This window comes from Phyllobacterium zundukense (assembly GCF_025452195.1).
Lineage (GTDB): Bacteria > Pseudomonadota > Alphaproteobacteria > Rhizobiales > Rhizobiaceae > Phyllobacterium > Phyllobacterium zundukense_A.
The window spans coordinates 307,400-330,024 of the sequence record NZ_CP104970.1; the positions used below are offsets into that span (position 1 = coordinate 307,400).

Annotated in this window: 20 protein-coding genes and 5 pseudogenes; 15 read left to right on the top strand and 10 right to left on the bottom strand. The window is 57.1% G+C overall.

Annotated elements, in window-relative coordinates:
* Nucleotides 1–5: 5 nt before the first annotated feature.
* From N8E88_RS03275 to argE, 6 genes are all read left to right on the top strand, one after another.
* Nucleotides 6–1,259 carry a cysteine desulfurase-like protein gene (locus N8E88_RS03275; RefSeq protein WP_262290656.1) on the top strand — a complete coding sequence of 418 codons (1,254 nt, stop codon included), beginning with the start codon at nucleotides 6–8 and terminating at the stop codon, nucleotides 1,257–1,259.
* Between the two features lie 93 nt (nucleotides 1,260–1,352).
* The gene (locus N8E88_RS03280) at nucleotides 1,353–2,126 is read left to right on the top strand and encodes an ABC transporter ATP-binding protein (protein WP_262290657.1); all 774 of its coding nucleotides are present in this window, start codon (nucleotides 1,353–1,355) and stop codon (nucleotides 2,124–2,126) included.
* 36 nt (nucleotides 2,127–2,162) lie between these two features.
* On the top strand, nucleotides 2,163–2,933 hold the full coding sequence (locus N8E88_RS03285; RefSeq protein WP_410010528.1) for a transporter substrate-binding domain-containing protein: 771 nt from the start codon (nucleotides 2,163–2,165) through the stop codon (nucleotides 2,931–2,933).
* A gap of 59 nt (nucleotides 2,934–2,992) precedes the next feature.
* Complete coding sequence (locus N8E88_RS03290; RefSeq protein WP_262290659.1) at nucleotides 2,993–3,721, top strand: ABC transporter permease; 729 nt, start codon at nucleotides 2,993–2,995, stop codon at nucleotides 3,719–3,721.
* Nucleotides 3,718–4,530 (top strand): ABC transporter permease, encoded by an 813-nt coding sequence (locus N8E88_RS03295; protein WP_262290660.1) that lies wholly within the window; start codon nucleotides 3,718–3,720, stop codon nucleotides 4,528–4,530. Before N8E88_RS03290 ends, N8E88_RS03295 begins: the two co-directional genes overlap by 4 nt.
* 40 nt (nucleotides 4,531–4,570) lie before the next feature.
* Nucleotides 4,571–5,740: an acetylornithine deacetylase gene (gene argE / locus N8E88_RS03300; protein WP_262290661.1), complete on the top strand. Its 1,170-nt coding sequence runs from the start codon at nucleotides 4,571–4,573 to the stop codon at nucleotides 5,738–5,740.
* 46 nt (nucleotides 5,741–5,786) lie between these two features.
* On the opposite strand, the gene N8E88_RS03305 is transcribed toward argE, so the two are convergent.
* Nucleotides 5,787–6,635 (bottom strand): polysaccharide deacetylase family protein, encoded by an 849-nt coding sequence (locus N8E88_RS03305; RefSeq protein ID WP_262290662.1) that lies wholly within the window; start codon nucleotides 6,633–6,635, stop codon nucleotides 5,787–5,789.
* Nucleotides 6,636–6,829: 194 nt separating this feature from the next.
* On the opposite strand from N8E88_RS03305, the gene N8E88_RS03310 reads away from it, so the two are divergent.
* Complete coding sequence (locus N8E88_RS03310; protein ID WP_262290663.1) at nucleotides 6,830–7,768, top strand: LysR family transcriptional regulator; 939 nt, start codon at nucleotides 6,830–6,832, stop codon at nucleotides 7,766–7,768.
* 227 nt (nucleotides 7,769–7,995) lie between these two features.
* On the opposite strand, the pseudogene N8E88_RS03315 reads toward N8E88_RS03310, so the two are convergent.
* A pseudogene (locus N8E88_RS03315) lies at nucleotides 7,996–9,330 on the bottom strand (Tn3 family transposase); the annotation flags it as partial.
* On the opposite strand from N8E88_RS03315, the gene N8E88_RS31670 reads away from it, so the two are divergent.
* Nucleotides 9,296–9,847 (top strand): ABC transporter permease subunit, encoded by a 552-nt coding sequence (locus tag N8E88_RS31670; RefSeq protein ID WP_410010507.1) that lies wholly within the window; start codon nucleotides 9,296–9,298, stop codon nucleotides 9,845–9,847. The pseudogene N8E88_RS03315 and the gene N8E88_RS31670 overlap by 35 nt on opposite strands.
* Here N8E88_RS31670 and N8E88_RS03320 read toward each other — a convergent pair.
* Nucleotides 9,844–9,965, bottom strand: a pseudogene (locus N8E88_RS03320) (alanine racemase); the annotation flags it as partial. The gene N8E88_RS31670 and the pseudogene N8E88_RS03320 sit on opposite strands and share 4 nt — an antisense overlap.
* Nucleotides 9,966–10,223: 258 nt before the next feature.
* A complete protein-coding gene (locus tag N8E88_RS03325; RefSeq protein ID WP_262291075.1) occupies nucleotides 10,224–11,558 on the bottom strand; it encodes an omega-aminotransferase AptA in 1,335 nt (444 codons plus the stop codon).
* A gap of 140 nt (nucleotides 11,559–11,698) precedes the next feature.
* Between N8E88_RS03325 and N8E88_RS03330 the strand changes: the two genes are divergently transcribed.
* On the top strand, nucleotides 11,699–12,247 hold the full coding sequence (locus tag N8E88_RS03330) for a type II toxin-antitoxin system RelB family anti-toxin (protein ID WP_262290664.1): 549 nt from the start codon (nucleotides 11,699–11,701) through the stop codon (nucleotides 12,245–12,247).
* Between the two features lie 144 nt (nucleotides 12,248–12,391).
* On the opposite strand, the gene N8E88_RS03335 is transcribed toward N8E88_RS03330, so the two are convergent.
* Nucleotides 12,392–13,228, bottom strand: a complete 837-nt coding sequence (locus tag N8E88_RS03335; protein WP_262290665.1) for an enoyl-CoA hydratase/isomerase family protein — start codon at nucleotides 13,226–13,228, stop codon at nucleotides 12,392–12,394.
* A gap of 244 nt (nucleotides 13,229–13,472) precedes the next feature.
* On the opposite strand from N8E88_RS03335, the gene N8E88_RS03340 reads away from it, so the two are divergent.
* Together N8E88_RS03340 and N8E88_RS03345 are read left to right on the top strand one after the other, a co-directional pair.
* The gene (locus N8E88_RS03340; protein ID WP_262290666.1) at nucleotides 13,473–14,423 is read left to right on the top strand and encodes a PLP-dependent cysteine synthase family protein; all 951 of its coding nucleotides are present in this window, start codon (nucleotides 13,473–13,475) and stop codon (nucleotides 14,421–14,423) included.
* A 2-nt stretch (nucleotides 14,424–14,425) separates the two neighbouring features.
* Nucleotides 14,426–14,737 (top strand): LysR family transcriptional regulator, encoded by a 312-nt coding sequence (locus tag N8E88_RS03345; RefSeq protein ID WP_262290667.1) that lies wholly within the window; start codon nucleotides 14,426–14,428, stop codon nucleotides 14,735–14,737.
* Nucleotides 14,738–14,820: 83 nt separating this feature from the next.
* Here the strand turns inward: N8E88_RS03345 and N8E88_RS03350 are convergent.
* The 3 genes and pseudogenes from N8E88_RS03350 to N8E88_RS03360 all read right to left on the bottom strand — a co-directional run bounded on the left by N8E88_RS03350 (nucleotide 14,821) and on the right by N8E88_RS03360 (nucleotide 16,136).
* Nucleotides 14,821–15,644 (bottom strand): annotated as a pseudogene (locus N8E88_RS03350) (molybdopterin-dependent oxidoreductase).
* 4 nt (nucleotides 15,645–15,648) lie between these two features.
* A pseudogene (locus tag N8E88_RS03355) lies at nucleotides 15,649–15,858 on the bottom strand (carbon-nitrogen hydrolase family protein); the annotation flags it as partial.
* Between the two features lie 74 nt (nucleotides 15,859–15,932).
* A complete protein-coding gene (locus tag N8E88_RS03360; RefSeq protein WP_262290668.1) occupies nucleotides 15,933–16,136 on the bottom strand; it encodes a cold-shock protein in 204 nt (67 codons plus the stop codon).
* A 222-nt stretch (nucleotides 16,137–16,358) separates the two neighbouring features.
* Between N8E88_RS03360 and N8E88_RS03365 the strand changes: the two genes are divergently transcribed.
* The 4 genes from N8E88_RS03365 (at nucleotide 16,359) to N8E88_RS03385 (ending at nucleotide 20,612) form a co-directional block, all read left to right on the top strand.
* Nucleotides 16,359–17,288 (top strand): hypothetical protein, encoded by a 930-nt coding sequence (locus N8E88_RS03365; protein WP_262290669.1) that lies wholly within the window; start codon nucleotides 16,359–16,361, stop codon nucleotides 17,286–17,288.
* Nucleotides 17,289–17,438: 150 nt separating this feature from the next.
* Nucleotides 17,439–18,350: an antitoxin gene (locus N8E88_RS03370; RefSeq protein WP_262290670.1), complete on the top strand. Its 912-nt coding sequence runs from the start codon at nucleotides 17,439–17,441 to the stop codon at nucleotides 18,348–18,350.
* A gap of 473 nt (nucleotides 18,351–18,823) precedes the next feature.
* Nucleotides 18,824–19,420 (top strand): TetR/AcrR family transcriptional regulator, encoded by a 597-nt coding sequence (locus N8E88_RS03380; protein ID WP_262290671.1) that lies wholly within the window; start codon nucleotides 18,824–18,826, stop codon nucleotides 19,418–19,420.
* 493 nt (nucleotides 19,421–19,913) lie between these two features.
* Complete coding sequence (locus N8E88_RS03385) at nucleotides 19,914–20,612, top strand: SDR family NAD(P)-dependent oxidoreductase (RefSeq protein WP_262290672.1); 699 nt, start codon at nucleotides 19,914–19,916, stop codon at nucleotides 20,610–20,612.
* A gap of 76 nt (nucleotides 20,613–20,688) precedes the next feature.
* Here the strand turns inward: N8E88_RS03385 and N8E88_RS03390 are convergent.
* Nucleotides 20,689–20,980: pseudogene (locus N8E88_RS03390) on the bottom strand (serine dehydratase beta chain); the annotation flags it as partial.
* A gap of 92 nt (nucleotides 20,981–21,072) precedes the next feature.
* Nucleotides 21,073–22,614 (bottom strand): aldehyde dehydrogenase family protein, encoded by a 1,542-nt coding sequence (locus tag N8E88_RS03395; protein ID WP_262290673.1) that lies wholly within the window; start codon nucleotides 22,612–22,614, stop codon nucleotides 21,073–21,075.
* Between the last annotated feature and the right edge of the window lie 11 nt (nucleotides 22,615–22,625).

Here is a 22,625-nt window from a genome sequence, read left to right on the forward strand (position 1 = left end):
CAAAAATGTTAAATTCCACGCCACCTCTAGTGATCGACGCAATACGAGAGCAGTTCTTCGGCCTCGATCAGGGCTGGATCCTTATGGATAACGCTGGCGGGTCCCAGATCCTCAGGTCTGGGGTCGCCAGGATCAACGATTTCTTTCGCACGGCATATGTACAGCATGGAGGGAGCTACGCTCTTTCCATGGAAGCTGAAGCTCGTCTCTGGAACGCGCGCGAAGCCATGGCGCTCATGATGAACGCACACCGACCGGAGGAAATCATCTTCGCTGGCTCATCGACCGTGGCGCTTGCCAATCTTGCGCAGGGCCTCCGAAAAAGTTTCCTGCCTGGCGACGAGATCATCCTTACCAGCGCTGACCACGAGAGCAATGCGACATGCTGGGACCGGCTTACGGAATTTGGCGTGGTCATCAAAACCTGGTCATTCAGCCGAGAGAGCACGGAATTCGATCTGGAGGATCTAAGAGCTCTCCTGAGTGACAGGACGCGACTGGTATGCATACACCACGCATCCAATATCTTCGGTTTGACAAACCCGGTGCGCGATATTGCTGACATCGTGCACTCGGCTGGTGCTAAGTTGTGTGTCGACGGAGTAGCATTCGCACCACATCGAGCTATCGACGTGCAGGCGCTCGATGCTGATTACTATGTCTTCAGCGCTTACAAGGCTTACGGTCCTCACTGCGGCGTTCTGTATGGCAAGCACGACCTCCTCTTGGAACTAGACTCTATCTACCACCACTATTACGGAAAAGCTGACATTCCTTTCAAAATGGAGCCAGGTGATCCCAACTATGAGCTGACCGCCTCATTGCCAGCGATCCCGGACTACCTTTGTTCTCTCGGGGCAACGGGAGCTGAACTAGAAAGAAGAGTCGCCCTTGAAAAGGGCTTTGAAGCGATTACCCAACATGAGAACAGCTTGTTGAGCAGACTATTCGCTTTCCTAACCGCACATCCGGCCGTTCGAATTATCGGCACACAACAGAACTGGAACTCCGGTCGACTGCCCATCGTCTCGTTTCGCGTGCGCGATGTGCACGCTGAGCAGATATGTCTCGCAATGGATAAACAACGGATCGCGATCCGTTGGGGCAAGTTTGCCGCGAACCGCATTTTCGATCGGCTGGACATTAATGATAACGGCGGGATCGTTCGGATATCGCTGGCACATTACAACACCTTGGAGGAGGTAGATCGACTCACCGCCGCTTTGGCAGGCGCCATCGAGGATCTGCATCGCCGCTAACCTCTTGTGTGGTCAGCTTGCCTGCACGCCATGTTCACTACAAGCCGTTCTGTCACAGAGCGACAAATCCAACGATAGCCAACAAGGGAAACCATGAACGACAAAACCGATGCAATTCAAGTGAGCGAAATTCGGAAAAGCTTCGGTTCCATAGAGGTCTTGAAGGGTATTTCGTTGAGCGCGCGCGAGGGGGATGTAGTCGCTGTTATCGGTGGGTCCGGCTCCGGTAAATCCACCCTGCTTCGTTGTATCAACATGCTCGAACTTCCTAATTCTGGGTCGGTGACTATCCAGGGCGAGACCATCGCGATGCAAGATGACGGTGCAGGTGGGATCGTGCCAGCGGACCGCAAGCAGATCGAGCGCATGAGATCCCGGCTCGCCATGGTTTTTCAGAGTTTCAACCTTTGGCAGCACATGACAGTGCTGGAAAATGTTATCGAGGCCCCAATCCACGTGCTTGGCGTGAAGCGCGATGAGGCGATCTTTCGAGCTGAGGAGCTCCTGAGAAGAGTAGGCTTGTATGAAAAGCGCGCCAGCTATCCCGCCTACCTCTCCGGCGGACAGCAACAACGGGCCGCCATCGCCCGCGCTCTCGCAGTAAAGCCATATGCAATGTTGTTTGATGAGCCAACCTCAGCACTGGACCCGGAACTGGTAGGGGAGGTCCTGATGGTCATTGGCGATCTCGTGAAAGAAAAGCGGACAATGATCTTAGTCACCCATGAAATGAAGTTCGCTCGCAACGTCGCGAGCCATGTTGTCTTCCTCGCGAACGGAAATATCGTCGAGCAAGGCCCCCCGGAGCAGATCTTCGAGGCTCCCGAAACGGACCAGTTGAAGAGGTTTATCAGCTCGATCCACTAAATAAACAAAACTACAGAGGAGGAACAAATGAGATTTATGAGCAGCCTCGCGATGGCAGCGATTACGACAACACTGCTTGTAGGCGCAGCCAGCGCTGAACAAGTACACGTCGGATTTGCCGCCGAACCCTACCCCCCCTTTAGCTCCCCCGACGCCTCAGGAAACTGGTCTGGATGGGAGGTCGAATTCATGAATGCCATGTGCGACGCGGCGAAACTCGACTGCGTCATTACTCCCATCGCCTGGGATGGAATCATCCCGGCTTTGACAGGCGGCAAGATCGACATGATCGTTGGATCGATGACGATCACAAAGGAACGGAAAAAGTCGATCGACTTTTCCGACAAGTACTACAGTGCCCCTCCTGGTATTGTTGGAGCCAAGGACCTCAAATTCGACGCGACGCCTGGAACTCTTGCTGGGAAGGTAATAGGCGTACAGGTCGGATCGATACATTATGCCTACGCGCATAAGCACTATGAGCCTGCTGGCGCAACAATACGGGACTATCCCACACAGGACGAAGCCAACAATGATCTACTCGCCGGCCGCATCGACGCGACCGAAATGGACCGGATTGCAATATCGACTTTCTTGAAGACCGAGCAGGGGGCGGCCTGCTGCGAACTGAAGGGGATGGTCGAGTTCGATCCAGAAGTGCTTGGCGAAGGCGTCGGAGTTGGCCTGCGAAAGGGTGACAAAGAGCTGAAGTCGAAGGTCAATGCGGCAATCGCGGAAATCCGAAAGAACGGAACCTACGACGCGCTGTCTAAGAAGTATTTCGACTTCGATATATACGGCGGCTGAGACTTGGCAGCGGGGCCGCTCGCTTCAGCGACCCCGCCTTCACAATAGGGGGAAGAGGAATGGCAGACGTCGGAGTCTTTAGCTGGAGCCTTCTTGCATTTCAGCCACCGGGGTGGGGCGGCGTGCTCCTTGCTGGCTTTGCCCAGACCGTTCAAATCGCGATCGGCGGCTACCTTCTGGGGCTCATCTTGGGTTTAGGGGGTGCTATCGGCAAGCTTTATGGCGGCCCTGTTGCGCGGGATTTACTCGAAGTCTACACCACGCTCGTACGAGCGGTTCCCGAGCTTGTTTTGATGCTGATTCTATTTTACGGCGGCACGGACGTTCTAAACAAACTCTCGGCACTTGCAGGCTATGGCTCGATCAACGTCAACGGGCTTGCGGCAGGCATATTCGTTATCGGGGTCGTCCTTGGAGCGTATGCAACCGAAATCATGAGAGCGGCAATACAAGCTGTACATTTCGGACAGATCGAAGCGGCCCGAGCCTATGGCATGTCGCCAGGTTTGATTATTCGACGTATCACGCTCCCCGCCATGCTTCCACACGCTATCCCCGGCCTTTCAAACCTTTGGCTAACTGCAATCAAGTCAACCTCACTTCTGGCGGTAGTGGGTTTCACCGAGTTGATGCTCGTTACCCGGCAAGCTGCCGGTGCAACGAAGGCCTATATGCTTTTCTTCCTGGCGGCGGGTGTCCTCTATATGCTGATAACTCACGTCTCAAACTTCCTTATAGGTCTGCTAGAGCGACACTATAGCCGAGGAATCGTAGGTGCAGCAAAATGAGCAATGACACAGTGGCCGCCTTACATTTCCGGAACACGGGCTCCAAAGGGTGCGTTCGGCCCCACCGAATTGCACTTGTGTGCGTTGGCATGTTGCTGGTCGTATCCGCTATTTGGCTCATGCAGTGGGACTGGGTTCCGAAGTATTCGAGTGCCATTGCCTATGGAGTCTGGTTAACACTTGTGATGCTGGTTGTGAGCTGTGGATTGGGCTTCGTCCTTAGCGTCCCGATCGGCCTCGTGCAGGTAGCTGGGCCTTGGCCCCTCGCGCGGCTCGCACGGTCCTATTCGAACATTATCCGCGGAACACCGTTACTGCTGCAGCTCTGGATAATCTACTACGGCCTTGGCTCTGTGCTACCCAGATATCCCGGGATCCGTGGCTCTGTCCTATGGCCATATATACGGGAGGCGTGGCCCTACGCTCTAGTGGCATTGGTGGTTTCATTCTCGGCCTACGCCGGCGAGGTCATGAGGGGAGCATTTGCAGGTGTTCCCAGAGGTGAGCTGGAGGCTGGCCGAGCCTTCGGAATGAGTCGCTGGACCGTGTTTCGGCGCATTTGGTTTCCTCGCGCGGTGAGTCGCGTTCTTCCAACGCTTGGTGGCGAAACTGTCCTAATGCTGAAGGGGATTCCACTGGTGGCAACGATTACGGTGCCGGACCTGTACGGCGTCTTCAGCAAGGTGCGGCAAGAGACTTTCATTATCTATGAACCCTTGCTGCTTTTAGCGTTGATTTATTGCTGCCTCACCGGGATCATCGTGGGCCTTTTCCGGTTTTTCGAGAGCAAAACACCAGCCCGCCACTAAGAAACCTCGTGGACTGTCGCTCGCTACAGAAAGGCAAATCATGTCAGCAAACCCAGATAACCCGTCTGCGATGGAGATTTTGTCGGATCTTGTGTCATTTGACACCAATCCTCAGAAGTCCAATCTGGAAATGACGGCCTACATTGAAGCTCTTGTTCAGCGAGTGGGCGCGCGCTCTGTTCGCGTCCCCTCAGCTGACGGAATGAAAACCGGGCTACTCGTCAGTATCGGGCCCTCTGACTGCCATGGAATTGTCCTCTCTGCGCACATGGATGTGGTACCGGTTACGGGACAGAACTGGAGTAACGACCCCTTCAAGATGCATTCCCGCGACGATCGGGCTTACGGTCGCGGCACAGTCGATATGAAAGGGTTCATCGCGGTTAGCCTCGTAACGCTACTGAACGCGAGCAAAGTCCGTATGACAAACCCACTTCATCTTGCACTTTCATACGACGAGGAAATCGGCTGCTTCGGAGCGGAGCCTCTAATCGAGTACATCATGGCAAATGTACCCAAGCCGACTGCTGTCGTCGTCGGTGAGCCAACAGACTTGCAAGTCGTCAATGCGCATAAGAGCGCATATGATTTCAGGACAGTTTTAAAAGGTCGGGCGGCACATTCAAGTGTGCCCGCCCACGGCTCGAACGCGATCTACGCTGCTGCACGCATTATCACTCGGATTGAGGATGAGGCCGAGGCCCTCAAACAGGCGCCCTACACGACAACCGCATACGACGCACCTTATGCAACACTGTCATGTGGAATTGTGCAAGGCGGAACATCAGGGAACGTTATCCCTGCCAATTGCGAATTCAACTGGGAAATTCGCGCCGGCTATCGCGGCGAACCTGAGCGAATTCGTGACGAAATACTAGCATTCGCTCGCGACAATGCCCTTCCTCGGCTACTCCTTGCGGCTGAGGATGCGTCCATCGAAACCGAACAGCTTTGCGCTGTTGCCGCGCTTGAGCCAGAGACTAATGGCTTCGCAGAACGAATGATGCTCTCGCTCACCGGAACAAACCAGACGCATAGTGTTTCGTTCTGCAGCGAAGCTGGGATGTATCAGGCGGCTGGCCTTTCTACCGTGGTCTGTGGACCAGGGTCGATCAAGCAAGCCCACCAACCGGACGAATTCATTGCGATTTCGGAACTAGAGCGCTGCGAATCGATCCTTGCCAATGCAGTAGCAGTGTACCTGACCTAGTTTGCACGACGTGGCGGAAACGTAGATCTTCCGCCACGAGCTTCAATCAAGTTAGCGGTTCTACACGCAATTTGTGCTGTGAGAGTGCATGCTTGGCAATCTCCTCCATCGGGGCAATCCAGACGTCGCCTTTTTCCAGAAGCGCCTCCAACTGCTTCTCCATCAGCCGCCAACGCGCAAGTCTACCTGTCAGGAACGGATGCAGCACTGGCATCCAGAAACCACCTACCTCCCGCGCGGCGTCGAGCTCCTCGAAAAAGTTTGCCATGCCCGCGCTTGGGCTTCGCACAGGCATGACATAGTGCTGCTCTTCCATATGAGCAAAGGGCGGCCAATCGTCTGTGCCCCAATGTGCAGGTATCTCGATGAGCGATCCCCGCTTGGTCTCCAGGCTATATGGTAGATCGTCGGCCATCAACGAGCTATCGTACACGAAGCCTTCTCGGATCAAGCGGTCGATAATCGCGGGCGTAATTCCGTATATCGGGGCTCGATATCCTCGCGGTTTCCGTCCCGTCAGCCTCAGGTGCGTTTCGAGAGCTCGTCCGAAGAGTTCCTCTTCTCTCTCGTCCGAGTGATCCAAGGGGCTTTCGTGAGCCCACGAATGATGACCAATCTCGTGCCCTCCTTCGAGAATCGCCTCGACCATCGCTTCGTTATCCGCCATTACTTGGCCAGGTATAAAAAACGTCTGCCGGAGATTAAGCCGGCGATATGTTTCCAGAACGCGAGGAACCGCTACCGTCGGCTCGTAGCGGGCAACGGAAAGAGCGGACAACCTCCTGTCGCTGTCGTTGGGGCAAGCAAGCCTTAGGAGGGTGTCAGCATCGATGTCGAAGGTGACCGACGCTCCGAATTTCTTTCCGTTAGGCCACAAAATAGGATTCAAAAGCACGTTCTTCTCCTGACATGTGTTGATACTTTTGGCACAAGAAACTATCCGGCACCCCAGATCGAAGGGGCAGTGGGTTTATGCCGGAGGCTTGCGACACTTCGGCATATTTCGAAACAACCTCACCTGGATCGTTGGAGTAAATTACATTTTCTAGTATTGAACATCGGTAATTATCAATAGATCGCGGGATCAGCATGCGCAGACTCGATAATATCGACATCCGGCTTCTGAGAGTTTTCACGGCCTTGGCGGATGCCAATGGTTTTGCAGAAGCGCAAATATCATTAAATCTCTCGCAGTCGACCTTAAGCACGCATCTGGCAGATCTAGAGAAGCGTCTCGGTGGCCGCCTTTGCGATCGTGGGCGACAACAGTTCAAGCTCACTGAGCTTGGGAAAGTGACATATGAAGCTTCCATGAAGCTCTTCCGCGATCTGGAAGAGTTCAACCAACGCGTCAGTGTTGCAAACGGTAATCTTGCCGGACGGCTACGGATTGGCGTGTGCGACGGCATCTTTAACACACCTCAGCTTTCAATAAGTCGGGCAATTTCGGAGTTTTTACCCGCCGACTCCGAGATTTTTATCGACTTGGTTCTCGGCACCGCGCCTGAGTTAGAACGACGTATTGCGGACGGGGAACGCGACATTGTCGTTGGTCCGCTGTCCCAGCGGGTTGCAGGCGTAGAGTATGTCGATTACTATGCGGAGCCTCACAATCTTTACTGCGGGCGAGGTCATCCGCTGTTCACTGTTCCCGACGATCAGATAGACAGAAGGGATGTTGAAGCGGCACGGTTCTCAGTTCGCCGTTACAGACATTTCGACGATCTCTATTATTTTGGGCATTCACGAGCAGGCGCTTCAATTGAGGCAATGGAAGCGCAAGTAATGCTCGTTCTTTCGGGGCGATTCATAGGTTTCTTGCCGACCCATCTGGCTCAGCTTTGGGTCTCAAAGGGCGAATTGCGTCCCATCCTGGAAAAAACGCACAGCTTCGACTCAACCCACACGATTGGCTACCGACGTCAATCCGTCGGTGCCACACTCGTCAACAGGTTTCTTGAGGTGCTGCTGCGAATGAGAAGCGAAACATTTCACGGAGAAGCGAGTTCGCGCCGTAGATGGAAATGACACCGGGATTTCCAACTATACGCCACGATACAGCTACGGGCTCAAGAGAAGCAGCTTCGTCAGGGCATGAGTTCAATAAGAGCCGTATGCTGCGTCTGGCAAAACAATCGCGCCATTCGCTGGAAGAATTGCGACACGAGACAAGCATCACTATCACGAACGCACGCGCGGCACCCTACAGGGGGTCGGTTCCGGCTGGGGGCGGAATCATACGTTAGCGAGTCCTCCTACGGTTTCGGCCACCTATATTCGCCCGTGAGCAGGATGTGAGCCCATCCGAGTGGAGAGATGTGAGCAAGAAGCTCCGGAGGCACATCGAGACCTGCTTGTTGGCGACTGATGATGGCATGACCGAGATGAACGCTATTCCAGTAGATGACGATTGCGGCGAGCAGATTGAGACCGGCCATGCGATAGTGCTGCCCCTCCGTAGTCCGGTCGCGGATTTCGCCTTGGCGCCCAATGCGCAGAGCATTCTTGAGGGCATGGTGTGCCTCGCCCTTGTTGAGGCCAATACGGGCGCGCCGTTGCATGTCGATATCGAGGATCCACTCGATGATGAAGAGCGTGCGTTCGATCCGCCCGACTTCCCGGAGCGCCAGCGCCAGATCGTGTTGTCGCGGATATGAGGCGAATTTGCGCAGGAGTTGGCTTGGCGGCATGATGCCGGCAACCATGGTGGCGGCGCTTCGTAAGATATCGGGCCAGTTCTGGTGAATGGTATCTTCGCGAATTTTACCGCCGACCAGCCCACGCAGTTCGTGCGGTGTGCCAGTTGGATTGAATACGTAGAAGCGCTTGGATGGCAGATCTCGGATGTGAGGGATGAATTAGTACCCCAGGATTGAAGCCGCAGCGAAGACATGATCGGTGAATCCGCCGGTATCCGCATATTGCTCGCGAATGCGTTGCCCGGTTTCGTTCATGAGCAGACCGTCGAGAATGTAAGGTGCTTCGCTGACCGTCGCGGGAATGAGCTGGGTGGCAAACGGGGCATACTGGTCGAAGAGATGCGTGTAGGCCTTCAGGCCGGGCTCGGTACCATATTTGGCGTTGATCAGATTCATGGCCTCTCCTTGCCGTGCAGCCGGAAAGAATTGGCCATCGCTGGAGGCAGTTTCACCCAGCCCCCAGAATTGGGATATGGGCAATCGCCCCTGGGCAGCGACGACCATGGCCAAGGCTTGATTGATGGCGTCGCTTTCAACATGCCAGCGCGACAGGCGCGACAATTGCCAGTAATCATGGGTGTTCGAGGCTTCCGCCATCTTTCTCAGTCCGAGGTTGAGTCCTTCGGCGAGCAGCACGTTCAGCAGGCCTATCCTGTCGTTACAGGGCGCTCCGGTCCGCAAGTGGGTGAAGGCGTCGCCAAAGCCAGTTGCCGCATCGACTTCAAGAAGGATATCGGTGATCCGCACCTCGGGAATGCGCCGGTAGAGATCGAGGATGAGTTCCTCGGCATCTTGGGGCACTGCTGCGGCCAAGCGCTCGATCCTCAAGGTGCCATCTTCGATGCTGCCCTTCGGGATGGTGCCGGTGCGAACGGCGTTGGCGAGCCGCTTCAGCCCCTGCGTCGCGGCCGCGACCCTTGCGGGCGCGATTGGCGGTGCGCTGGCCTGCGCCGCATTCGCGCTGCTTGCGATCAGCTTTAGGGCGAACTTCATCATCGTTGGGATTGGGATCAATCTTGTTGTTGCGGGATTAACCGCCACTGCCACCGCCGCTCTTTTTGGCACTGCCGGGACAATCTCGACCCCTGAGTTGCGACCGCTTGCCAACTGGTCGATACCGGGACTTGATGCGGTACCATGGATTGGAAATGTTGTCAGCGGACAGACGCTGCTGACATATTTGAGTTGGGTGATCGCCCCTCTTTTCGCCTGGTGGCTTGCCAACACGCCGGCCGGTTTGACCGTTCGGATGACCGGAAGCAGGCCGGACATAGCCGATGCGATGAAGCGACCGGTCGCCGCGAACCCGTTTGGCGCATGTGCGCGACAAGATCGTCGGCTGATGCCGGCGCCAAGAACTGCGACCTTCATGTTACCCTCGATTAGAAGCGGCTCGCCCGGCCGTTAGCGATATTGGCGGTCGTAGCGGTGGCCGAGGCCAGGATTTCGTGGGAGATCGTTCCAGCGCTGCGGGCGACGTCTTCCAAAGTCTGGTTAGGTCCGAGGACCTCGACAAGGCTGCCGAGCCCGATTACCCATCCAACACGTGGCGCGATTGCTTGCGCGCGCGCCCGGTGCTCCAGCCACCAAAAGGCGTGGCCCGCCGAGGCAGTAGTTGCCCTCGAAGGATTGAGCTCGTTGAAGTTCGCAGTTAGCGCGTTGCTCCGCCTAGAGCGGGGAAGACAGCAGCGTGCGCGCCTTTAAACGGCACGTCAGCGAGGAGGGCGATATCACGACATGTCATGCAGGTCGTGGTGTGGGCCGTAGCCGGCCCGCACGGCATGTTACGCTGCCCGCTTGAGCGCTTCACCGATCGTGGAAACGATGTCGTCGATCTGGGACTTCTCGACGATCAGTGGCGGCGAGAGGGCGATGATGTCGCCGGTCACGCGGATCAGCAGGCCTCTCTTGAAACAATCGACGAAGACGTCGTAGGCACGCGTTCCAGGAGCGCCGTCACGCGGGACCAGTTCGATTGCGCCCACAAGGCCAAGATTTCTGATGTCTACGACATGCGGCGAGCCCTTCAGCGAATGGAGTGCCTCCTGCCAATGGTCGGCGAGTTCGGTGGCGCGGGTGAGGAGGCCTTCGTCCTCATAGATCCCCAAGGTGGCGATGCCCGCCGCGCAGGCGACCGGGTGTCCCGAGTAGGTGTAGCCATGGAACAGTTCGATGGCGTTTTCGGCGCCGACCATCAGTCCGTCATACACCTTGCGGCCTGCAAAGACTGCGCCCATCGGAATGGCGCCGTTCGTAAGCCCTTTGGCGGTCGTGACGAGGTCGGGAACGACGCCGAAATAATCAGTAGCGAACGGCGTGCCGAGGCGGCCGAAGCCGGTGATGACTTCGTCAAAGATGAGCAGGATGCCATGCTTGTCGGCAGTCGCGCGCAGCTTCTCGAGGTATCCCTTCGGAGGGAGAATGACACCTGCTGAACCGGACATCGGCTCGACGATGACAGCAGCGATCGTCTCGGCACCATGGAGCTGCACGAGGCGTTCGAGATCATCGGCAAGCTCGACGCCGTGAGCGGGAAGACCCTTCGAGTAGGCGTTGCGCTCGACATCGAGCGTATGGCGCATGTGGTCGGCCAGGATCTGCGGGAACATACGGCGGTTGTTGACGAGGCCGCCGACGGAAATGCCGCCGAAGCCGACGCCGTGATAGCCCTTCTCACGGCCAATGATGCGGGTGCGCGTTCCCTGGCCGATGGCGCGCTGATAAGCGATCGCGATCTTCAGAGCGGTGTCGACGGACTCCGATCCGGAGCCCGTGAAGAAGACCCGATCGAGACGGTTATCGGGTCCGCCTGGAGCGATCTCCGCAAGCTTTGCGGCGAAGTCGAAGGCGACAGGATGGCCCATCTGGAAGGTCGGAGCGAAGTCCAAGGTGGACAGCTGGCGCTCGACCGCCTCAGAAATCTTCCTGCGCCCGTGGCCGGCGTTGCAGCACCAAAGGCCCGCTGTGCCATCCAGCACGCGGTTCCCATCGACGTCGGTGTAGTACATGCCCTCGGCGGAGGCCAGGAGACGCGGAGCCGCCTTGAACTGGCGGTTCGCGGTAAACGGCATCCAGAAGTTATCCAGCACCGGCTCGTTCATCATGTTGATCTGATCCATCTTGCCCTCCTTCGGCGTGATGCAGGTTTCAGGCATTTCTCCTGTCCGAACAAGCCCTTTTCTATTCCCGTGTAAGCCATTGAAATACAGATAGCCCAGTGTATAGTTTTGGTAATCTTGAACAACATGAACACCCTCCCATGACCTTCAATATCGGAAACCGGCTGCGATACGTCCGGAAGGCCCACAACCTCTCACAACGCCAGCTCGCGAAGAGAACCGGCGTGCCAAACTCGACGATCTCGCTGATCGAATCGAACAGCACCAATCCATCCGTCGGAGCTTTAAAGCGGATCCTCGACGGCATTCCGATCGGCCTGGCGGAGTTCTTCGCGCTTGAGCCGGAGACGCCGAAGAAGGCGTTCTACGCGGCCCAGGAACTCGTCGAGATCGGAAAGGGCGGGATATCCTATCGCCAGGTAGGCGAGAACATGTTCGGACGAAGCCTTCAGATCCTCAAGGAGTGTTATCAGCCAGGGACCGACACCGGAAAGGTGCCGCTCGTCCATGAAGGCGAGGAGGGCGGCGTCGTGCTGTCCGGAAGACTGGAGGTCACCGTCGACGACGAACGTCGAGTCCTTGGACCGGGCGACGCCTACTATTTCGAAAGCAGGCGTCCGCACCGTTTCCGATGCGTGGGGCCAGTGCCGTGCGAGGTCATCAGCGCCTGCACGCCGCCGACCTTCTAGCGGCCCTGGAATTTTCCGATGCCGATTGATCGATACAGCTCGACCTCTCAAGAGCGGGGGTAGGGCCGTTGCTATTCGGCGGCCTTCAAAGGTCCAAGGGCGCTAACGATCCAGTTCAGGCGAACGTACGCCAAGACTTTGGTGTCATTGGGTTTCGGTGCTGAGATTGCCGAGGTGATAACCCATGCGTGCCTCGAAGTCAGGACCCACTTCGTCGCGCTTTTGTGCTATCCGGGCACCCCGCTCAGGAATCGTCGGCCAAGAGAACGCGTTGAGGAAAGCGTCCTGCGTCTGCATCAGGTCCTCAGCGGACGGCAGGGTTCTACGGTTGATCAGCCGCTTGGCCTCGGCGAGCGCAGGCTTGTCGAACGACGCGATGCGCCGCGCGAGGTTGTCGACGTGGGCGTCGAGTTCATCATCGGGGAGTGCGCGGTTCACCCACCCGTAGTGCGCTGCCGTTGCTGCGTCGAAATCATCACTGCCGAGGACGATTTCAAGCGCCCTGGCCCGTCCGACGAGGAGTGGCAGGCGCTCGGTCGCGCCACCACCAGGGAACACGCCCGCCCCGACTTCGATCTGAGCGAAGATCGCTCGCTCCAGGCTGGCAAAGCGCATATCACATGCCAGAGCAATCTCAGAACCGCCGCCGCGCGTGCGACCCCGAATCGACGCGATTGTCACGACCGGGGAGGTGGTCAACCGCGTCGTGGCATCGATGAACGTCGGCAGACCAGTCGGCCCCGGCGCCAGCGGAAAATCGGCAACCCGGGAGACGTCGTAGTGATTGACGAAGAAGTCCGGGTCAGCGCTATCGAACACGACGACCCGCAAGGTGTCGTCGGACTCGATGAGACCGACGATCTGCTGCAGCTCGATGAGGGTCTCCGGATCGCACAGGTTAATCGGCGGATTGTTGAAGGTCACCCGCCAGTATCCCGGCGCTGCCTCGGTGATCGTGAACTGGGTCAGTGGAGCATTCATTTGAAAGATTCCTTTGTTGGGGTTAAGCACCGGACGTGACGGGGATGCGGACCATCCGCCTCGTTGACATTCAGGATGACAGTCATCATCCTGAATGTCAACTACGCGACCACGTCGAGGCCGAACAGCACCGCACCTCTAAGAGGACGCCGCAGGCCCAATAAAAGCTCGACACACTTTAAGCATTCACGCCGATAGCTTGCCCAATGGACGCTAGACGATCAACCAGAAGGACAAATAAAATATGCGACTAAGCCCCCCGCCACCTGTCGAGTCCGCGCTCAATGCTATTGGCAATACACCGGTTATACGCCTGCGTCGCGTCGTTCCGGACGGGAGTGCTCAAGTCTTTGTCAAACTCGAGTATTTCAACCCGACAGGCTCGTATAAAGACCGCATGGCAAAATCCATCATAGAAGAGGCTGAGCGGCGCGGGGATTTGAAACCGGGAATGACAGTGGTTGAGGCGAGTGGGGGAAGCACCGGGTCCTCGCTCGCCTTCGTTTGCGCAGTGAAAGGCTATCCTCTCATCGTGGCTTCTTCCAACGCCTTTGCCATGGAGAAGTTGCGTACGATGCGTAGCTTTGGCGCAACCGTTGATCTGATCCACAGCCCGTCCGGTGAAATCTCATCGGATCTAATCCCGTCAATGATCCGCCACGCCCAGGAGGTGTCCAGCCGATCGGACTGCTATTACTCGGACCAGTTTAACAACCGTGATGCCTTGATTGGCTACGAAGAAATCGGCCACGAGTTGGTCACACAATTTCCAGACGGTATCGATGCCTTCTGTGGCGCGGTTGGCGTGGCCGGAATGACAATGGGCGTGGCGAGGGTTCTTAAATCGCGCTCGGCGTCGGTTCGGATCGTGGTTCTGGAGCCGGCCTCTTCACCCGTCATATCGGAAGGTTGGGCCGGAACCCACCACGTCGAGGGGATAGGGGTAGGCTTCGTTCCGCCTTTGCTCAGTCACGACCTCTATGACGAAGCGCGTAACATTCCGGAGGAAGAAGCACGCGCTATGTGCCGCCAACTGGCTCGAGAAGAAGGATTGCTGGTCGGCACGTCCACGGGCCTCAACGTCGCTGCGGCGATACGTTTGGCCAATGAGTTGGGGCCGGGTAGGACCGTTGTCACGGTCGCGAGCGACACCGGCCTGAAGTACATGAACGGGAAGCTTTTTGCAGATGCCTGACAATGGTCGAGCCGGCTGCCGCTTGGAACGTTTTTGCCAAAGACGGCTGCGGACGATATTTCTTTGTGTTCGTGCGACACAGCGTTTTGCCTTTGCTCGTGCAGGCCGCGCTCGCCGGACAGGGCATCTTGCTCGCTTGGGGAAATGTCATTGATAATATCATCTCTTCAGGTGCGCTTGTGCCCATCATTCCAGGCTTCACGCAGGCCAATCAATCCTATTATCTGGTGACGAACAGGCGTCGAGCCGTAAGGGAGGAGGCGCGAGTCTTCAAGCAGTGGATACTCCAAGCAACCGCCAGGTTACGAGACTAAGTTTTCCACTGGGCCATGCATTCCTGGACAAGCCTCCCAAATCGGCTTGTTGATCCATTGCGGCTCTGATCTGGCGGCATGGCCTAAACACCAACTTGGACCTGCACCGAATGGACTGAGTTTCTCGCCCCCGATGGCGGCTGTATTTCGCCAAGCTCATTGGTGCAGCGACATAGCAGGAGATGCTGGCCGGATGCTGGTGCCCATGGCAACTCAAACCGCTGCCAACTTCTATCCTCACGCGGACCTAGTGAGGCAAGCTGCCATGACCTTCCTCGTTATAGAAGCGCGTCGTATAAGCACCGCTCGCCCGCCGGCTCGCGGCGGTGATCGAACCAACCCACTTTACCGAGTTCGTGCCGTACCAACCTGGCACAACCAGTCGAACTGGACCTCCGCGCTCCGGAGTGAGCGGCCGACCGTTGATCTGAAGCGCAAGAAGAACCTCTTCTGCAAGCGCTTTCTCGATAGGCAGGTCTTTTTGGTAGGCTTCTTCAATCTCCGCCCATTCGCCCCACTCGAGGCCGGAAGTCCATACGTAAGACGCATCGGTGCTGATCTTCGCACGTTCCAGAGCAAGCGACAGCGGAACGCCTTTCCAAATCACATTCCCGATCCTGCGCTGGGCAACTGTCGGCGCAAGCGGGCTTCCAGCGCATTCGTGAAATGAAATGTACTCGTGCTGAGGCATGGCTTGGAGATCCGAGAGACGAAACCTCGTCGGATTGCCCACGAGGCCATCGACATCAAGATGCCAGTGGTCGGGGTCGATGTTCAGGAAACCCATATGCGTGACCAGAAAGAGATCATCCTCGGGGGTGATCCAGGACGTGAGCGCATGAACACCTTCAGCCGGACCCTTGAAGGAGAAACCCGTATCTATCATGTGCATATCCGTGCGAGTCATCGCCTTACTCCTCTAGGGCCGGTGCATCGAGGCGGGTTCCATATTCATCCGGACTTTCTTGGAACCGGATCGGCTTGCGGCGTGTCCGGTTGACAGTGACGTCGAATATATCGAAGCGGTTGTAACCAGCAACGACGTCATGAAATCGTTTCGGTTCAACACACTCGTCCAGATCGATATGGGCATATCGCCCTTCATCTTGGCAACGCTTCCCAATGGGATGAGGTCTCCGACGTCGTAGCGGTTGGCAGTGGCGCTGCTGGCCTTTCCGCCGCTTGGCACCCGCGGTCAGAGCACGCTGACGTTCCCGGCCTTCGACTTCCCGGTCTTGCGGTCCTGGCCTACCTCGAAACTGACCTTGTCACCTTCTCTAAGCGAACCGCCCCACTGCAAAGCAGACACGTGAACGAATACGTCCGCTCCTCCATTTTCCGGCGTGATGAAGCCAAATCCCTTATCATCGGCGAAAAATTTAACAGTACCTGTCGCCATCTCAGCTCCTCTTCAGTCTTTGCGGCGTGTTCCCGCGAAACGAACCTATAGCGGGAGCAATTGCCAATTAACGGACGAACCCCGTCTATGAGAAGGCGCGAACTTTTTTGCCGCGAAGGCCGGAGCTTGCACCGCAGTTTTCATTTGTTTGCTGCGCAGTACATATAGACATTTTCACGGATATGCGGTATTATAGTTATATTTGCTGCGCAGGGAATATCTATGGAAGAACCCATCGCTTTCGATATGTTGAGTGAATTGACGGCCAGCCTCACGGAGGCAGGCGCGGAAATCACGTCCGAGCCTATGTTTGAGGCGCAGATGGGAAAATCTCACGCGGATTTCCTTATAGACGCGCGATTTTCCGACGCACCTTTCAAGCTTGTTGTCGAAGCCAAGAGATCGGCTTTTCCAAGAGACGTCAGGGAAGCAATCTGGCAGCTGAAGAAATACATTGCCGCCATGCCACTAGGCAAGTCCAGAGTTCTCCCCCTATTGATGGCCAATACCATTTCCCCAGGTGCACGCGCACTCCTGCGCGAGGAGAAGATCGGTTATTTCGATCGTAGCGGCAGTCTCTATCTTTCGGCCGACAATCTCTTTGTTCTCGTCGAAAAGCCAGCCTCGAAGCAGCAGGCTCGGTCGCTCAACAATCTGTTCGTTGGAAGCCGCGCACAGGCCCTCCATGCCGTCTGGACATTTAAGGACCAATGGTTCGGTGTGCATGAACTGGCCGAGCGGGCATTCGTATCTCCGACAACTGCATCCCAGGTTCTTATCGAACTAGAGCGCCGCGAATGGGTGAACTCCAAGGGTGCCGGTCCATCGAAGGAAAGGATACTCTCCAATCCCCGCGCGCTGCTTGACGAGTGGTCTTCCTATGTCGCTTCGATCAAGCCGAAGCCGCTCCGCTCTTACTATATGCGGATGACCAATATCGATGAGGCAATCCATGAGATTGACCGCACCTGCGATGAGACGGGAGTTCGCTACGAAATCTCCGGGCTTATGGCCGGACAGATCCATGCACCGCACCTCTCGAAAATATCCCAGATCCATTGCCGCATCGATCACGGCGGTGAAAGCCTTCTTCGAAAACTGGGAGCAAAGGTTGTCAACGAGGGCTGGAATCTAGGAGTTATAGAACTCTAATCCACGCCACGACTTTTTGTTTCGCCAACGGGTCGGTCATGTCTGGGTCACAGATCCACTTCAAACTTACCTCGACCTCCTGCAGCTTGACAGCGGTCGCTCAAAGGAACTGGCCGACCATCTTCGGCTGACAAAACTCGCGGTACCCGAATGACAAAGCCTCAGATACTGACGGAATACAGTGCCGATGTTATCCGCGACTGCGAGCGCGTCCTGGTTACGCTCTTCAGCGGCCTCGGCCCCTGGCGTGACTCCGTCTTTCTGGTCGGTGGGCTGGCACCGCGCTACATCGTCACCCAGCGGCCGCCCGACGTCCCGCCTCATGCAGGAACCGGCGATATCGATGTCGTCGTCGATCTGTCGATCCTCGCCGACACAGAGGCATACCGGACGCTCGAGCAGAACCTCAAAAAAATGGGTTTCGAGCGTGCACAAAATGACAAGGGCAACAAGGTCAACTGGCGTTGGCAGACCATGACCGAGCACGGCATTCTCGTTATTCTGGAGTTCTTGGCAGACGATCCGAAGCTCCGGGGTGGCGCATTGCAGGAACTGCCGACGGAAGCAAATGTTTCTGCGGTGAATATCCCTCACGCGTCGCTCGTGTTCGGGCACCACTATCGGATGGAAGTCACCGCTGATCTGTTGGGTGAAAAAGGCCGCTCGACAGAATCCATCCCCTACGCCGATATCGTGGCATTCACATGCCTGAAGGCGTTTGCCTTTGATCACCGGCGTGAGCGCAAAGATGCGCACGATCTCGTCTACTGCCTCGAACACGGAGAAGGCGGGCTCGCCGGTGCAATCGCCAAATTCCAAGAGGCTCTGAAAGGCAACGATCGGGAGGTCATCGAACGTGCCCTGACGCTATTGCTCACCCGATTTTGTGATCCTGAGCCAGACGAAGGCTACCTGCGCGAAGGCAATGTTGCCGTGGCGCAGTTCGAAATTGAAGGTGCTGCAGAAGACACAGAAATCAGAGAAGCCCGTATTTTGCGCCAGCGTGGCGTCAATGACATCATGCTCGCATTTTTAAGCGCGCTTGGTATTGTGCTCAAGTGACGCTCGGAGCGCGGAATCTCATTATCTGAGCCTGGTTGAAGGCGGCGCATTGTCTCTCCGCCGAGCGCTGTAATCCTGAGGGATTTGTTCAAAGTCTCCTGATCGTTGTGATGCACGGTCGAGCAATCTTGCGATCGCGCGCATCACCCAGCCTGCCGTCAGCGACAAACGCCACCGTTTTTCAGCGCAAATCATCGCTCATGCCGTCTGGCTCGGCTACAGGTTGCCGTTAGCTTGCGCTCTCGTTAGAGGTTCACAAGTAACGACCGTTCCAGGAAACAAAAAACATTTGGCTTGCTCCGCAGCATAGAGATTGCACCATTAGATCTTGACGTTTTCCACTGCAAGATACAGGCGATCCATTGGGTTTGGCCACTTCGTCGTGGCAATGCTGCATGGATCGTTGCACCAAGAATATTCTGCTAGTATGTTGAACATCATGCAGATGGTCAGATGAAAAGGAGGCATTTGTCTTGGGGCATTCACAGGCCGAAAAAGCGCAAAGTCGAGAGCGGATCCTGAGCGAGGCCGCCGACCAGATCCGAGCCGGCGGACTTGAGTCCGTGAGCGTGGGCACGCTCATGAAGAGCGTGAACCTGACGCATGGAGGCTTCTATGGACATTTCGCATCGCGTGCGGACTTACTCACCCAGGCCTTGAAGCGCGCCCTTGTAGATGGCGCACATCGATCGGCGGAGGTAACAGCGCATCCACGCGCCTTCGCCGGCTTCGTTCGCAACTATTTGAGTCGCAACCATCGGGACTCACGCAGCACTGGGTGCGCAATCTCGGCCCTGATCTCCGATGTCGGGAGGGCCGATGCCCAGGCCAAGACAGTCATGGCAGGCTCTATTGAGGATTACATCGCTACCACTCGGCGACAGCTTGGCGACGACGACGATTCCAGAGCGATGTTGGCCATCAGCGCCCTGGTTGGGGCTTTGGCCCTGTCGCGGGTGATGACCGACCCGGCCCGTTCGGACGCCCTGCTCCACAGCGTGTGCGAACAGCTCATGGCCTTCAACGAGCCCAATGAGTTGGCGCACACGGACAACCAAGACGAAGCCTGATCTACGGAATGGGGCGGGACAGCTGCCGCGCCCGGCACTCTCGGCCGCGGTTCAGTACTTGCGGAAGGTGGCAGGCTGCTCTCGTATGGGTGTGAGATCTCATGCATTTCCGTTCCGAGCCGCAAAGATCAATGTGCATGGGTGCTCGTCGACATGCGTGTCAGACCAGTCGAAGGCCCCATCCGTACCTTGCCCAGTCATCGACGGGGCCTCGGCCCAAATCGATTTTTTGTATATCGGGGGTGGACAGGATGATGATCATCATGCAGGGTGAGACGTGAAAATGGTGATCGGCGGCTGTCGGCTTTGAAGCTTGGATAAACAAGTCGCCACCGGCTAAGCGGGCGCATCAACCTTGGCCTGGGTGTGATCTGTTTCTACTTACCAAATGACCGACTTTCGAGCCGGAGGCCGGCCCTACTCGACCAAGGGCGGAGCCGGCCAAGGACGATAAACATTTAGCACAACGACGATTGCTTCAAAGGAGCCCCGCATGAGCCCGCTTGCAATCATCACCGGCGTCGGGCCGGGTACCGGATCGGCCATCGCTCGGCGGTTCCACGACGGCGGGTACAAGGTCGCCATGCTTGCACGCACCGCCGGGCGTTTGAGCGATCTTGAGAGCGAACTTCCGAATGCGTTCGCGGTCCCCTGCGATGTTGCCGACCCCGCGGCACTCGCGGCGGCCCTTGCCAGCATCGAGCAACGTGCCGGTGTGCCAAAAGTGGTGGTTCACAACGCTGTTGGCGGAGCTTTCGGCAACTTCCTCGACATCGAGCCGGAAGTCCTTCAGCAAAATTTTCAAATCAATGTCATGGCGCTGCTGCACCTTGCGAGGTGGGTTGCACCACGGATGGAGGCGGCAGGGGGCGGAGCCTTGCTGGTGACAGGCAACACCGCTGCCTATCGCGGTAAGGCCGCCTTTGCCGGTTTTGCCCCAAGCAAGGCAGCGCAGCGGGTTCTGACTGAGTCCATTGCCCGAGAGATGGGCCCTAGGGGCGTGCACGTGTCCTTCATGATGATCGATGCGGTCATCGACGTGCCTTGGACCCGCGCCCGGTTCGCGGACAAGCCGGATGACTTTTTCATCCAGCCATCCGACATCGCGGAAGAGGTCTGGCATGTCACTCACCAGCCACGTTCCGCCTGGTCGTTCTTGACGGAATTGCGGCCTTTCCGCGAATCTTGGTGATCGGAGTGTTAGAAACGGCTATGCCGCGCGCAATTCCTTATGGTCCCGGTCACCGTCTTCGAGGTCGAGTACGGCGTGTTGCCTTCGAGCCTCCGCCCATCGAATAATAAACGCGGCGCAAAAGAACGCGGACGTCTCCGTGCCGCGCCTCGAACGCCATGCCATTGGGGTGCCCCGGCAAGCAGTCTTTCGGTCCATGACGAGGTCGAGATCCGGGTCGAAAATATACTCAGGACGACCCGGAGGCGCGGGGCCAGTCACCGTTCTTCACTTCGTCGAGAAAACGGGTTGCCGCCGTCATCGGCCCCATGGTGTGGGAGCTCAATATCGATTCGAATTTTGTAAAGGCCGAACACCGAAAGAAACATCAACTGCCTCGCCAGGATTGAGTTTCCCATAGGGCGAGCAGCGGAGTGCCCAAAAAAAGAGAAGAGCCGGCCAATAGCCGGCCCTTCGTCAATCAGCCTGCGAAATAGCCAAACGTAACAGTCGGTTCGGCCGCGGTCTCGACCCAAATGCTCTTGGTCTGCGTATACGCAAGTAGCGCGTCCCTACCGCTGGAGCGGCCATAGCCACTCTTGCCGAAACCGCCGAAGGGCGACATTACACTGATGGTTTTGTAACCGTTGATCCAGAACGTCCCCGCCCGAACCTGCGAAGCTACACGGTGCCCGCGCGCAACGTTCTGCCTCCAAACAGCCCCGGCCAGTCCGTATGGATTGTTGTTGGCCAAGGTGATGGCTTCTTCCTCTGTGTCGAACGGCGTCACGCCTACAACCGGTCCGAAGACCTCCTCCTTCGAGATTGTCGCATCAGGCGAGACGTTGTCCAGGATCGTCGGCGCGAAATAGAAGCCGCCCGTCTCCTCAAGCTGCTGGGGTTTGCGACCGCCGGTCGCGAGATGCGCGCCTTCACCGATACCCTGCTGAACCATCTCGCTGATCTTGTTCCATTGGCGGAGATTGTTGATCGGGCCGATCTGCGTCGTATCGAGATAAGGATCGCCGACGGGAATCTTCTCTGTTGCAGCCGTATACCGTTCGACGAACTGTTGGTGGATGGAACGATGGACGAGCAGCCTTGAGCCCGCTACGCAACTTTGTCCCGCGCCGCCGAAGATCGCGGACTGAGCGCCAAGGATAGCTCGGTCGACATCCGCATCGCCGAACACGATATTGGCCGATTTGCCGCCGAGCTCAAGAATACACGGCACCACGTTCCTGGCTGCCGCAGCCGCGATCAGCGCACCGGCATGGGCAGATCCGACGAACACGACGAGGCCTGTCTTGGAGTGAGTTACCGCTGCTTGACCTGCGGTCACGCCCTGCCCGGCGATAACGTTCACCAGACCTCGGGGCGCCCCGCCCTGTTCGCAGAGAAGTCCCAAAATGATAGTGCTGAGGGGCGTCAACTCGGACGGCTTGATGACGACCGCGTTGCCGGCGCAGATGGCGGGAGCGATCTGCCATCCACCGGTGTTCAACGGTGCGTTCCAAGGCGTGATCTGTACGACGACACCGATGGGTTCCTGGCGCGTGTAGTTGAGGTGAGATGTAGGGACGGGAATGACGTCGCCATGCAACTTGTCGCACCATCCGGCGTAATATTCGAACATTTCCGCGACCTTGACGACTTCGCCACGAGTGTCACGGATCGGCCGACCGGCCGACCGGCTTTCGATTTCAGCAATGTCGGTGGAACGTTCGCGGATTTTGCGCGCGATCTCGTTCATCACCCGCCCACGGCCGGATGCAGTGAGCTTCATCCATTCACGCTGCGCGCTGGCGGCGGCGTCCATGGCGCCGTCGATCACCGACTTGTCGGCGTCTTTGAACGTCGCGAACGGTTTGCCACTCGACGGATCGGTCAAGGTCAATTCTTCACCCGAACCAAGGACTATCTCGCCGTTGACGAAACTGCCGATCTCCTCCGTCCCGACGAAACCCTTGAGGATTTCGTGGATGCGCGGACCCGGATCGCGGATGATATCTGCGTTGCCCATAATATCTGTCC

Coding starts and splice junctions, on each gene's coding strand:
- N8E88_RS03275 (WP_262290656.1), top strand. CDS start 6: ATGTTAAATTCCACGCCACCTCTAGTGATCGACGCAATACGAGAGCAG.
- N8E88_RS03280 (WP_262290657.1), top strand. CDS start 1,353: ATGAACGACAAAACCGATGCAATTCAAGTGAGCGAAATTCGGAAAAGC.
- N8E88_RS03285 (WP_410010528.1), top strand. CDS start 2,163: ATGAGCAGCCTCGCGATGGCAGCGATTACGACAACACTGCTTGTAGGC.
- N8E88_RS03290 (WP_262290659.1), top strand. CDS start 2,993: ATGGCAGACGTCGGAGTCTTTAGCTGGAGCCTTCTTGCATTTCAGCCA.
- N8E88_RS03295 (WP_262290660.1), top strand. CDS start 3,718: ATGAGCAATGACACAGTGGCCGCCTTACATTTCCGGAACACGGGCTCC.
- argE (WP_262290661.1), top strand. CDS start 4,571: ATGTCAGCAAACCCAGATAACCCGTCTGCGATGGAGATTTTGTCGGAT.
- N8E88_RS03310 (WP_262290663.1), top strand. CDS start 6,830: ATGCGCAGACTCGATAATATCGACATCCGGCTTCTGAGAGTTTTCACG.
- N8E88_RS31670 (WP_410010507.1), top strand. CDS start 9,296: ATGGTGCCGGTGCGAACGGCGTTGGCGAGCCGCTTCAGCCCCTGCGTC.
- N8E88_RS03325 (WP_262291075.1), bottom strand. CDS start 11,558: ATGGATCAGATCAACATGATGAACGAGCCGGTGCTGGATAACTTCTGG.
- N8E88_RS03330 (WP_262290664.1), top strand. CDS start 11,699: ATGACCTTCAATATCGGAAACCGGCTGCGATACGTCCGGAAGGCCCAC.
- N8E88_RS03335 (WP_262290665.1), bottom strand. CDS start 13,228: ATGAATGCTCCACTGACCCAGTTCACGATCACCGAGGCAGCGCCGGGA.
- N8E88_RS03340 (WP_262290666.1), top strand. CDS start 13,473: ATGCGACTAAGCCCCCCGCCACCTGTCGAGTCCGCGCTCAATGCTATT.
- N8E88_RS03345 (WP_262290667.1), top strand. CDS start 14,426: ATGGTCGAGCCGGCTGCCGCTTGGAACGTTTTTGCCAAAGACGGCTGC.
- N8E88_RS03360 (WP_262290668.1), bottom strand. CDS start 16,136: ATGGCGACAGGTACTGTTAAATTTTTCGCCGATGATAAGGGATTTGGC.
- N8E88_RS03365 (WP_262290669.1), top strand. CDS start 16,359: ATGGAAGAACCCATCGCTTTCGATATGTTGAGTGAATTGACGGCCAGC.
- N8E88_RS03370 (WP_262290670.1), top strand. CDS start 17,439: ATGACAAAGCCTCAGATACTGACGGAATACAGTGCCGATGTTATCCGC.
- N8E88_RS03385 (WP_262290672.1), top strand. CDS start 19,914: ATGAGCCCGCTTGCAATCATCACCGGCGTCGGGCCGGGTACCGGATCG.
- N8E88_RS03395 (WP_262290673.1), bottom strand. CDS start 22,614: ATGGGCAACGCAGATATCATCCGCGATCCGGGTCCGCGCATCCACGAA.